Source organism: Haladaptatus cibarius D43 (assembly GCF_000710615.1).
Lineage (GTDB): Archaea > Halobacteriota > Halobacteria > Halobacteriales > Haladaptataceae > Haladaptatus > Haladaptatus cibarius.
In genome coordinates this window covers 1,487,168-1,499,265 of sequence record NZ_JDTH01000002.1, presented here as the reverse complement: position 1 = coordinate 1,499,265, position 12,098 = coordinate 1,487,168, and the positions used below count along the sequence as shown (strand labels likewise).

9 protein-coding genes are annotated in these 12,098 nt (G+C 58.5%); 3 read left to right on the top strand and 6 right to left on the bottom strand.

The window, feature by feature from the left end; translation table 11 throughout:
* Positions 1–93: 93 nt before the first annotated feature.
* The gene (locus HL45_RS13025; RefSeq protein ID WP_049971509.1) at positions 94–1,839 is read right to left on the bottom strand and encodes a hypothetical protein; all 1,746 of its coding nucleotides are present in this window, start codon (positions 1,837–1,839) and stop codon (positions 94–96) included.
* 190 nt (positions 1,840–2,029) lie between these two features.
* On the opposite strand from HL45_RS13025, the gene HL45_RS13020 reads away from it, so the two are divergent.
* Positions 2,030–2,428 (top strand): hypothetical protein, encoded by a 399-nt coding sequence (locus HL45_RS13020; RefSeq protein WP_049971508.1) that lies wholly within the window; start codon positions 2,030–2,032, stop codon positions 2,426–2,428.
* Between the two features lie 15 nt (positions 2,429–2,443).
* Here the strand turns inward: HL45_RS13020 and HL45_RS13015 are convergent, their stop codons facing one another.
* Positions 2,444–2,920, bottom strand: a complete 477-nt coding sequence (locus HL45_RS13015) for a hypothetical protein (RefSeq protein ID WP_049972036.1) — start codon at positions 2,918–2,920, stop codon at positions 2,444–2,446.
* A gap of 367 nt (positions 2,921–3,287) precedes the next feature.
* On the opposite strand from HL45_RS13015, the gene HL45_RS13010 reads away from it, so the two are divergent.
* Positions 3,288–5,204, top strand: a complete 1,917-nt coding sequence (locus HL45_RS13010; RefSeq protein WP_049971507.1) for a beta-CASP ribonuclease aCPSF1 — start codon at positions 3,288–3,290, stop codon at positions 5,202–5,204.
* A gap of 66 nt (positions 5,205–5,270) precedes the next feature.
* Here HL45_RS13010 and mce read toward each other — a convergent pair whose 3' ends face one another.
* The 3 genes from mce to HL45_RS12990 form a co-directional block, all read right to left on the bottom strand.
* Positions 5,271–5,654 (bottom strand): methylmalonyl-CoA epimerase, encoded by a 384-nt coding sequence (gene mce / locus HL45_RS13005; RefSeq protein WP_049971506.1) that lies wholly within the window; start codon positions 5,652–5,654, stop codon positions 5,271–5,273.
* Positions 5,655–6,213: 559 nt separating this feature from the next.
* Complete coding sequence (locus tag HL45_RS12995) at positions 6,214–7,446, bottom strand: WD40/YVTN/BNR-like repeat-containing protein (protein ID WP_049971504.1); 1,233 nt, start codon at positions 7,444–7,446, stop codon at positions 6,214–6,216.
* 69 nt (positions 7,447–7,515) lie between these two features.
* Entirely contained in the window at positions 7,516–9,198 is a 1,683-nt protein-coding gene (locus HL45_RS12990; protein ID WP_049972035.1) for an acyl-CoA mutase large subunit family protein, read from the bottom strand.
* 625 nt (positions 9,199–9,823) lie between these two features.
* Between HL45_RS12990 and gfo6 the strand changes: the two genes are divergently transcribed.
* Positions 9,824–10,900, top strand: coding sequence for a D-xylose 1-dehydrogenase Gfo6 (gene gfo6, locus HL45_RS12985; protein WP_049971503.1), 1,077 nt, complete (start codon positions 9,824–9,826; stop codon positions 10,898–10,900).
* A 42-nt stretch (positions 10,901–10,942) separates the two neighbouring features.
* Here the strand turns inward: gfo6 and HL45_RS12980 are convergent, their stop codons facing one another.
* Positions 10,943–11,983 (bottom strand): NAD(P)-dependent alcohol dehydrogenase, encoded by a 1,041-nt coding sequence (locus tag HL45_RS12980; protein WP_049971502.1) that lies wholly within the window; start codon positions 11,981–11,983, stop codon positions 10,943–10,945.
* Positions 11,984–12,098 lie beyond the last annotated feature (115 nt).

Here is a 12,098-nt window from a genome sequence, read left to right as displayed (position 1 = left end):
GGTCAGCCACGAGAATAATAAACCCGCGGTGTTCGTCGCGGGGGCTTGTTCGTCACAATTCCGGTTATCGAGCGATCACGACAAAAGTCTCGACTACAGCGAGAGCGTGAACGTCTCCGACCCAGTCGTCCCGTTGCCATCATCGAGGTAGTAATCGACGGTCAAATCGACCGTTTCACCGACCATATTCACGGCAACACCGTCGTCTTCGAACTGGTAGAGATAAATCCACCCGGTCGAACCGGGTGAGAACACGGCCCAACGTTTGTCGCTCTCCGAATGCCCGTCGTTTCTGAGGTCGATGGAACCCGGCAGGGTGAGGCCGTCGTTTACGTCCGCCGCGCTGTCCTGAATGTCAGCATCGACGTACAGTTCGCTCTTCCATTTACCTTCCTCCATCGTGTGGTCGGAGAGTTCGTTGATGGCCGAATTGGACGGGGAAATGGTTACGTCCGTGATGTTCAGTTTCGAACCGAAGTTGTTCGTGACGCTGAGCTTCAGCGCGGACTGCTTGCCGTTCGAATCCACGGAGGCATCGACGGCAGTTACGTCGTCGTTGTACTCGAAGTTAGCACTGCTCCGCGGTGCGCCGATGTTCGCGGCGGGTTCTTCCGGGCCGAATGCGTTGTTCGACTCGTACATGTTCGTCCACGAGGAGACGCCTGTTTGGGTGTACGCGTAGTCGTCGCCGCCAGTGGTTCCTGCTGGTGGTTTCTCTTTCTGCTGGAACCAGTTGTTGTCCATGTCACAGCGGTTGTCGGGTGCACCCCGTATTTTGATGTACTCCTGTGGACTGCCGTCGCGGTAGTCGTCCGAATCGCCCTGCACCTCGTTGTCGTACCGGAACGTGTTGTGGTGGATGTGGATGGTACTTCCCGCAACATCGCGGTCGCCCTTGTTCGACTGCCAGTTGTGCATGTCGAAGGCGTGACTGACGGTTCGGTCGTCCACGATGTTGTACCGGGCTTCGTAGCCGTTGTCCGGGTTGCCGAAACCGTCGATGCAGTGACGGTTGAGGTCGAAGTAACAGTATTCGATGAGATGTTCGTCGCCGTTCAGGAGGTCGATACCGTAGCCGAGATGCTCCATCGCGTTGGTGTGGATGGAGCAGTGGTGAACGTGCGTTCCGGTCGGATAGGTCGTCTCGTTCTCGTCCGCATTTGCGTTCGCTCCGACGCGGACTGCCGCAACGCTCCACCCCCACAGATGACAGTTGTCGATTTCGATGTTTCTGGCTGATTCCGTATTGTAGAACTGAACCGCCGTCGACCAATACCCTTTGAACTCGTCGCTATCGGAGGAAACAGGCGGGTCGAAGTAGCCACCGGGATAGGGACCACGAAGTTGGATTCCGGTAACGCGAACTCCCTTTTCGTATGGCGATTTGAACAGCGCGTGGGTATCCCTGTCGCTCGTCGGTTGGTCTACGTGGAGGAGCGCGCCCCGTGAACCGTCAATCCCGCGTCCGCTTGCCAAGGTCACGCCGGACGGAATTTCGATGTTCGATTCACCGGTCATGTCGATTTCCGCCGAGTTCTCGACCCAGACCACGTCCCCGGAACCCACATTGCTCAGTTCGGTTTTCAGTCCAGATTTCGTGCTAACGGTGACCGTCGCATCGCTTCGGGTGATGTCGTTTTCGTACTCCGAACCGCCACCGATTTTCGAATCCGAAGGCGATGGGTCGGCAGTCGAGACGGCCGCCGCTTCGCCGACGAACTCGTCCATCGTGGTGAGCGCGCCGACGCCAACTGTCGCCATCGTACTCGCCTTCAGGTAGTCACGTCGATTCAACAGTCCGTGACGACTCGTTTCAGCATCTCGCTTTCTCTCGGACATACAAATGCAGACAAGAAATATTGTGTTAAAGTCGTTTTGACGGAATAAATATGAATTTATTATGGGGCAGGGGTGGTTATTTTGATTTGGTTTCAAACTGTTGAACTGAGCTCCATTCTGCTGTCTTCGTTTCCGCTTCTTGAACGCCAAAGCGACAAGCTATTTACGTTTAGTTCGACAACAGATAGCTATGAAAGCGCCGACCATCTCGGCACCGACCGGCGGAATGGGTCGCCGAGGACTCCGATTCCTTGGACTATTCATCCTCCTCATCAACTGCGGCCTTCTGTTCGTCTTTGGCTTTGACGTGCTGACCGACGCGAGCCATTTCGTGCAGGTCGTCTTCGGCATTCTCGGCGGTTTGCTTCTCATCGGTGCGACCGTTGACCTCTCGTGGAACGTCAAGGCACACCGACTGGCGGGAGTTGGCTACCTCTGTATCGCGTCGTCGTACCTGTTCGGAAACCTCCTCGCCCAAGACGAACTCTGGTGGGTCGCCATCACGGTTATCAGCGCGCTCTCGTTGGCGTTCATCGGCTTCGACATCGCGCGCGGCGGGCGTCACTTCAACATCGACGTAGACGCCTGATTCCGTTTCTAAAGCTTACTCCACCGAAAACGGACTTTCTGTTTCCGTCCATTTCCAGCCCGGCAATCGCGTCTGAAATCCCGCGGCGAGTGCGGCCTCCAAATCGTCCACTCCGGCGACTTCGTCGTCTTCGTGATGCAGTACGTCCGCGTAGTGGAACGTCGCCTCACCGAGCAGCCGAAGTGGTTGATTGCCCGCAATCATTCCGGCGAGTTCCCGGCCGAGGAGTTCGTCCACGACGAATCCGGGGTAGTCGCCGTCTACGTCCAATTCACGGAGAATGATGACCAGTCCGGCGACGTTCACCGCGAGGTCGCCGTCGGCGAATACGGCGTCTACTTCGGTTTGGTACTGCGATTCCGTGATTTCTGCAACTGTCGTCTCGAAGGCGTCACCGAGTTCGGCGCGGACGCGGTTGATGAGCGCAACGACTTCGGTTCGGTCGCGCACCCATTCGTGTTCGGCGGCGACGCGGGAGGGTGAGAGATGCACGAACACATCTTGTCGAGAACCGGTTTAGTTGTACCGTCGGCTGTGTAATTTCCCTTCGAGCGGACTGCTACGGTGGTAACGTAACAAGTTCACGAATATTGAGAAGGCTTTTATAACCTCGTGAACTACTGTGTGATAAGCGGGTTTTCCTGTGTCCCCCATGAGCAGTTGGCTTTCGGAGGCCGGGACCACACTATGCGCATCAGTGCGCGACATTACAATCCCGCAAAAAATAAGCGAGACAATCTATGCTGTGCTGTCTAAGTCGTAGTGATTACGGTGTTCGAACACACCATTTGCGACATCATTCGAGACATCGGACAACCAGCATTTGCTCTCTCGACGGACGAAGCAGACTGTTTTCACCATGAGTAAAGTAGAGCAACAACTCGAAGACCTCAAAGCAACGATCACGAGCGAACTGCCGAGCGACATTTCGGTGTCTGACGTCAAATACGAAGGCCCCGAACTCGTCGTCTACACGCGCGACCCAAAGAAATTCGCGCAGAACGGCGACTTGATTCGAAAACTGGCGAGCCAACTTCGAAAGCGAATCACTGTTCGGCCCGACCCCGACGTCCTCTCGCGGCCGGATAGGGCGCGAAAGGATATCCTCGAAGTCATTCCAGACGAGGCGGGCGTCACCGACCTCGATTTCCACGTGGATACGGGAGAAGTCGTCATCGAAGCCGAAAAGCCCGGAATGGTTATCGGCAAACACGGGAGTACGCTCCGACAGATTACACAGGAAGTGGGCTGGACGCCGGAAGTCGTTCGCACGCCGCCAATCGAATCTTCGACGGTGTCGAACGTTCGAAACTTCCTGAAACAGGAACGCGAAGATAGACGCGATATTTTAGAGAAGGTCGGTCGGCAGATTCACCGCGAGGAGATGAGCAACGAAGAGTGGGTTCGCATCACCACCCTCGGCTGTTGCCGCGAAGTCGGTCGCGCGAGTTTCATCCTCGCAACGCCGGAAACCCGAATTCTCATCGACTGCGGCGACAAACCCGGTTCCGAGGACGTGCCGTACCTCCAAGTGGAGGAAGCGCTCGGCGCGGGTGCGAGCACCATCGACGCAGTGGTACTCACGCACGCTCACTTAGACCACAGCGCGCTCGTTCCGCTCCTCTTCAAATACGGCTACGACGGCCCAATTTACACGACGGAACCGAGCAGGGATTTGATGGGATTGCTCCAACTGGACTACCTCGACGTGGCCGCAAAGGAAGGCCGCGTCCCACCATACGAGAGCGAAATGGTGCGAGAAGCCATCAAACACACCATCCCGCTCGAATACGGCGACGTGACCGACATCGCGCCCGACGTGAAACTCACGTTCCACAACGCGGGACACATCCTCGGCTCCTCCGTCTCCCACTTCCACATCGGCGACGGCCTCTACAACGTCGCGTTCTCGGGCGACATTCATTACGAGGACACCCGCCTGTTCAACGGCGCGGTCAACGACTTCCCGCGCGTGGAAACCCTCGTCCTCGAATCCACCTACGGCGGTCGAAACGACTACCAGACCGACCAAGCCGACTCGGAAGAGCGACTCAAAGAGGTCATCAACGAAACCTACGAGAAGGGTGGCAAAGTCGTCATTCCTGCGTTCGCCGTGGGTCGCTCGCAGGAGATGATGCTCGTCATCGAAGAGGCGATGCGAAACGGCGACATTCCGACAATGCCGGTGCATCTGGACGGAATGATTTGGGAGGCGACGGCCATCCACACCACGTATCCCGAATACCTCCGCGACGACCTCCGCGACAGAATCTTCCACGAGGACGAGAATCCGTTCCTCGCGCCACAGTTCAATCACATCGACGGCGGCGAGGACGAACGACAGGACGTTGCGGACGGCGACCCGGCAATCATCCTCTCGACTTCGGGGATGGTCACCGGCGGCCCAATCATGTCGTGGCTCGAACACCTCGGCGGCGACCCGGACAATACGATGGTCTTCGTCGGCTATCAGGCACAGGGAACGCTCGGTCGGCGCATCCAGACCGGTTGGGACGAAATCCCGCTCAACGGACGCGGCAATCGGAGCAAGACGCTTAGCCTGAAAATGGACGTGGAGACGGTGGATGGTTTCTCCGGCCACGCAGACCGCGCCGGATTGATGAACTTCGTCAAAACGATGAACCCGCGCCCCGAGAAGGTGCTCTGTGTCCACGGCGACGAGAGTTCGACCCAAGACCTCTCCTCGTCGCTCTATCACGAGTTCAACATCCGAACCTTCGCGCCGAAGAACTTGGAAACGTTCCGTTTCAAATGAGCGCGCTCGCTCGGCGCTGACGCGCTTCGCTCGCCGGTCGAACTCGGTACCGATTCGTCTCGCTTTTCAGTGTTCTACGAACTCGATGAGCACGCCGCCCGTCGATTTCGGATGCAAAAAGGCCACGTCGTGTCCCCACGCGCCGAGTCGTGGTTCCTCGTCAATCAGTTCGACGCCGTGCCCGCGAGCGGTTTCGAGCGCACCCTCGATGTCGTCCGTTTCGAGCGCGACGTGGTGAATCCCTGCCCCGCGATTGTCTAAATAGCGGGAAATGGTTCCCTCCTCTATCGGTTCCAGCAGTTCGAAGTAGCTGTCATCGAATTCGAGGAAAATGACGCGCAGGCCGTCGAATTCCTCTTCGTGGACGATCGGAGCGTCGAAGAGGTCTGCGTACAGTTCTGCCAGTTCGCTCGCTTCGTCGGTTGCGATACCGAGATGGTCTACGTGCATAGGTTTGTGTTCGTCCGAATAGAGTAAAGGTTCCGTGATACGCCTCGATATGGATCTGACAGTTGTCGAGCGCGTTGGCCAGCCGATTATAAAATATGTGTTAAAATTCGAATGACATATTACTGTTCTTCAACTACGTAGACGAAATGGTCGATACAAACAGACGCACCACCGTGTCTGCTGTGGTGACGGCCCTGTTAGCAGGGTGTACGACAGTAGACGACCGAAAGAGAGCGGCGGATAGTTCAGAAAGTTCGGAAACAGCGACGAAACCAAATCGACCGAGCAACTGTGCGTTGCGTCACGAACTGGTGGACGACGATTCGAGAGGATACGAGTGGGAGAATCTAACGTATCAAAATCTCTCCCCTAATGCCAAATATCTCTTCGAGAAGACGGTCGAAAACCATGGGTACATGACCAAAAACGAGAGCAGAAATCCACCCGAGTTCGACTACAGCGACACGAGAACAAATTACAGAATTCGACGGAACAACACGACGTACACGATTATCACGTACTCCGGTTCTGGGTGCTGACCACGGGGATTCCCCTCCGACTATCTCATCGCGCGCTCGACTATCGAACCGCCATCGCCGACCGCAACCCCGCGACTGGAACCGACTGCGACCCCTCTGAGTTCATCCGCACTGGTCACGATTCGCTCCCATTCGGTCGCCGAATCCTCTCCTGTGCGCTCGTAGAGGAGTCCGCCTTTGCAACAAACCACGGATACATCACGACTCAGCGCAAGCGCTCGAAGTTCCTCCTCGCCGAGTCGATTCGGCGTCCAGTTTCCATCGGCGTAACGATGCAGAACGCCGTCGTCGGTAGTCACCGCACAGTCGCCCTGCGAAGTCGCTGAAATATCAGTGAGCATTCCGTCAACCCCATCGACGCCGATTTTGCGGAACGACTCCCCGCCGTCCGTCGTCTCGAACACGGAATCGTTCGTGTCACAGCAGTAGCCGACCGATTCGCCAACGAGCGTCACAGCGCAGAGACTCGACCCGCTTCCGGGTTTGGTCGGGTCGTCCCACGCGAGGTCGCCGTCACGATACCGGCCGCGGAGCACTTCTCCGGAACCGTTAACCAGTAGTATTGTCGCGTCGTCGCTCGTTCCCGAGACGGCAATGTCAGTCCAGTTGTCGCTGATTCCTGACGGGGACGAGTAATCTACGTGTCGGCCCGTTTCCGTATCGAGACGGCCGAGGGAACCGCCGTCGCCAGCGAACCAGACGCTCTCCCCGTCTTCCGTCGCGTCCACGCCGCGGAGGGTTCGTCCGTCAGCGCCCGCCCCGTCAGAGAGGCAAACCTGCCACTCGGAACCGGCGTTTTCGTCGCACGCGAGAACGACGCCATCCTCACCGACTGCGTAGGAACCATTACTCGTGGCCACGGTATCGAACAGCGTGTTTTCGGTGGGCGTATCGGCTGTCGTCCACTGCGGCTTTTTTCCATGATTCGCTTCTGTCGATTCGGTTGACTCGCTCGCTTCAGCCGTTTCGACACTTTCGTTCGAACTTTCCGCGTCGGTCGCATCGCTAGGTGTGGTCTGATTCGCACTCGCTTCGGAACTCGATTCGGCGGACTGAACGTCTGCCCCGCGGAAGTAGAGAATGATTGGCGGGAGAACGTAGACAGCAACCGCGACGATGGCGAAGCCTCGATGAACGAAGGTGAGCATTCCGAACGCGGTCAATCCTGCCGTCGCCAACGCGTGTATCCACGATTTCGTGTACTGTCGATAGAACGGAACGAATCCGCGGCGGGAGGGGGAGACAGCGGTCATTACCTAATCGTTGCACTGGAGACGGGTGAGGCTTTTCGCCGGGTGAAAAATTGAACCGTAGTCGAACCCTCAGACCGCAGTTCCGGGGCGGTACTCACCGAACACGTCCCGAAGGACGTTACAGATTTCGCCGACCGTGGCGTAGGCTTTCACCGCGTCGATGATGTACGGCATCAGGTTGTCGTCGCCCTCCGCAGCACCGCGGAGTGCGGCCAGCGTTTCTTCGACTTCCTCGTCGTCGCGCTCCGCCCGAACTTCGTTCAGGCTCTCGATTTGGCGGCGTTCGTCCTCTTCCGTAACCTCTTGGATATCCATCTCGGGTTCTTCGTCCACCTCGAACTCGTTGACGCCGACGATGGTTCGCTCGCCCGCCTCGACTTCCTGCTGGCGGTCATATGCCACGTCCTGAATCTGGCGCTGCACCCACTGGCTCTCGATGGCCGAGGGCATCCCGCCCTTCTCGTCGATGGTATCGAGCAGGTCGAAGGCCTCCGCTTCGAGGTCGTCCGTGAGTGCTTCGACGTAGTAACTCCCTGCCAGCGGGTCGATGGTGTCCGCGGCCCCGCTTTCGTGCGCGAGGATTTGCTGGGTGCGGAGCGCGGTTCGAACGCTCTTTTCGGTCGGAAGCGCGAGCGCCTCGTCCTTGCCGTTCGTGTGAAGGCTCTGGGTCCCGCCGAGAACCGCGGCGAGGGCTTGATACGCCACCCGAACCACGTTGTTGTCGATTTGCTGGGCTGTCAGGGTCGAACCCGCGGTTTGCGTGTGGAACTTGAGCTGTTTCGATTTCGGGTTTTCCGCGCCGAATCGCTCTTCCATGATAGTGGCCCACATTCGCCGGGCCGCGCGGAACTTCGAAACTTCTTCCAGAATGTTGTTGTGCGCGTTGAAGAAGAAGGAAAGCTGAGGCGCGAACTCGTCCACGTCCAGTCCGGCGTCGAGTGCGGCCTCGACGTAGGCGATTCCGTCGCCGAGCGTGAACGCGAGTTCCTGCGCCGCCGTCGCGCCCGCTTCGCGGACGTGATAGCCCGAAATCGAGATCGTGTTGAACTTCGGCGTCTCTTCCGCACAGAACTCGAAAATGTCCGTGATGACCCGCATCGAGGGTTCCGGCGGGTAGATGTACGTGTTCCGCGCGATGTACTCCTTCAACAGGTCGTTCTGGATGGTTCCCCGGAGTTGCTCGCGGGGGACGCCTTGCTCGTCGCCGACCGCGATGTACATCGCCAACAGAACCGACGCGGGCGCGTTGATAGTCATCGACGTGCTCACTTCGTCCAGCGGAATGCCGTCGAAGACGGTTTCCATGTCGGCCAGCGTGTCGATAGCTACGCCGGATTTCCCGACTTCGCCCGCAGACATCGCGTCGTCGGAGGTGTAGCCCATCTGGGTTGGTAGGTCGAAGGCCATGGACAGGCCGCTCTGGCCGTTGTCGAGCAGGTAATGATAGCGTTCGTTGGTTTCGTCGGCCGTCCCGAACCCGGCGTACTGGCGCATCGTCCACAGTCGCCCGCGGTACATCGTGGGGTACACTCCGCGCGTGTAGGGGTCTTCGCCCGGGTAACCGAGGTCGTCCTCGTAATCCGTCCCTTCCACGTCGTTCGGCGTGTAAAGGCGGTCTACCGACTGCCCGTCCGTATCGGTCGTAAACTCCTCCTGTCGCTCCCCGAATCGGTCGAGCGTCGGGGAGAGCGTCTCTTCTTCCCAGTCGTCTTTCCCCCGGCGGATTTCTTCGAGGTCGTCCGCGTCGAACATTGTCTTGACAGTCGTGGGGGCGACTCTTAAGAGTTGACGGACGACGATGAGTAGAACCACGGTTTTTTGAAGCATTTCGAGCAACCGCGATTTCTTTTAACGACCTGTTTGCAAGTCCCGACAACAAACGAAGCCCTCGCTTCGCTCGCCCTTCATCCACCGAGGTCAGCCACCGCAACCGCCAGTCTCCCCACACCTCCCCGCCAGCGCGGGATTGCACTCGCGCCTCACTTCGCTCGGCGCTCATGCGAACGCGCTGGCGCAACCATGCGGCTGTTCAGTAACAACCATGCAACTGTTCAGTAATTTGCTGTGGCGCGTGCGTTGGCAGGGCTGAGGGAACCGAAGTCCTGCCAACTATCACGCGAGGGATGACTGAGCGAACGAAGCAAGCGAAGGAATCGGTTGGGGAGGCGTGTGGCTGTCGCGGTGCGGTTGCGGTTTCATTGGAGTCGGCAACAGCTAGCGTCACCGATTGTCGCTTTTTGTAGAGACAGCAAGTAGCGCAACCGGAAATTGCGTCCATAATAGCTAGTTCCCCACGCCAAAACAACCACCAATCCACAGTCTCCAAGCGCGAACGAAGCCCAAAACGATAACCAAATCGCCATCATCAACTATCCAAATGCAACTCACAAACCACCTCACGGAGTTCACCCGGCGCGACTGGCAAACCGTCTCCGACCCGGACGAGAAAATCCGATTCGCCCTGATTGGACTCGGGTGGTTCACGACGGAACGAGTCATCCCTGCTATCCAGAAAAGCGACCTCTGCGAGGTTAGCACGGTCGTCAGCGGCAGTTCCGAAAAAGCCGATAAGGTCGGCGACGAGGCGGGCGCGGAGTACCGACTCGGCTACGACGAGTTCCACGCTGGCGAAGCCAACGAACGTTACGACGCGGTGTACATCGCCACGCCGAACGCGACACATCTCAATTTCGTGGAGAGCGCCGCCGACTTCGGCAAAGCCGTCCTCTGTGAAAAACCGTTAGAGGCGACGACGGCGCGCGCAGAAAAAGTCGTCAAAACCTGTGGAAACGCCGGAATAACGCTGATGGTCGGCTACCGGATGCACACTAATCCGGCGGTTCGACGGATGCACGAACTCGTCCGCGAGGGGTTCGTCGGCGACCCCGTGCTGGTCGAGGGAGCGATGTGCCAGAACGTCTTCGAGATGATTTCGCCCGACCCGAACCAGTGGCGACTCGACGCCGACCTCGCGGGCGGGTCGGCGCTCATCGACCTCGGAATCTACCCGCTCAACACCGCCCGGTTCGTGCTGGATTCGAATCCCGTGAGCGCACAGGGAACGACGAAAAGCCCGCACGAACATTTTTCTGAGGTTGACCAGCATGTCTCGTTCGAAGTCGAGTTCGAAAATGGCGTCACGGCGGCTTGTGTCGCCAGTCAGTACGCCCAACAGCGAAGTCAGTTCTCGGTTATCGGCACCGAAGGGAGCCTGCGCCTCGAACCGGCGTTTTTCGGCGAAGCGCAGTTGACGGCGGAGCGAGATGGGGCGAAAGCCGATTTTTCGGTCGAACCGGTGAACGAGGAGGTAGCGGAGTTCGACTACTTCGCGGACTGTCTGCTTTCGGGGCGCGACCCGGAACCGGGCGGCGAGCACGCGCTGGTAGACATGCGAACTATCGAGGCGATTTACGAGTCCGCAGAGCGCGGAAGACGGGAATCGGTCGAAGTGTAACGCGGAAACCGGTCGAAACGTGACGTAGAAAACGAATCTCGATTACGGCGTGATGACCGCCCGCCCTTCGATTTCGCCGTGTTCCAGTTTCTCGGCCACGTCGTTGATTTCGGCCAAATCGTACCGCGAGGTTCGCAGTTCCACGTCGCCGCGCGCGACGAGCGCCATGAGTTCCTGTAGCTCAGGGTAGGTTCCGACGAGGGTTCCCCGGTAGTCGAAATCGCCGTTTACGAGTGCTTGGGCCGGTTCGTGGACGTGGCCACCGTAGCCGACGACGTGGTGGTCGCCGCCCCCGGATAGCAGGGCGGGAGCGTAATCGAGGGTTTCGTCGCCACCCACGAAATCGAGGATTTGCTGGACGCCCTCGCCGTCGGTAATCGCGTCCACTTCTTTCGATACGTCCGAATCCCGCGAGTTGACGGTGTAGTCGGCACCCAAATCGTCCGCGAGGGAGAGCGCCTCGTCTTTCACTTCGACGGCGGTAATCTCCGCCGCACTCATGGTTCGGAGGGCTTGGAGTCCGATATGGCCCAGTCCCCCGACGCCAACGACGACTGCGTGTTCGCCGGGGTTCAGTTCGCGGGCCGCCTTTTTCACCGCGTGATAGGCCGTGATTCCGGCGTCCGCGTGGGGCGCGATTTCCGCCGGGTCAACCCCGTCAGGAAGCGGAATCACGGCGCGTTCGCTCGTCAGCAGATATTCCGCGAACCCGCCGTCAGTGGAAAGTCCGGGGAAGACGAGGTTCTCGCAGTGCATGTCCTGTCCGAGTCGGCAGGCCCGACAGATGCCGCAGGTTCGCGCCGGGTGACAGACCACGGCGTCACCCTCCGAAACGAGCGTTACGTCTTCTCCCACCTCGGCCACGATTCCGGCGTTCTCGTGGCCGAGCGTCATGGGAAGCGACTGACCCATCTGTTCTTCCCACATTCCTTCGATGACGTGGTTGTCGGTTTGACACCAGCCAGCGCCTTCGATTTCCACCACGACGTGGTTTTCCTCGGTTACTTCGGGTCGGTCGACGTCGTCAATCGAGAGCGCATCGCCCATCTCGTCGGTGTATTCGTGGAGTCGCGCGGCTTGCATGGAACCGTTGACGACCTGAAAGAATACAGGTGTTGTGGCGAATCAGTTGTGGACAAGGAGTTGCGAACGAAGAGTTGTACACGAGGTCTGATTCGTGCTTCCACATGGGGTCAAA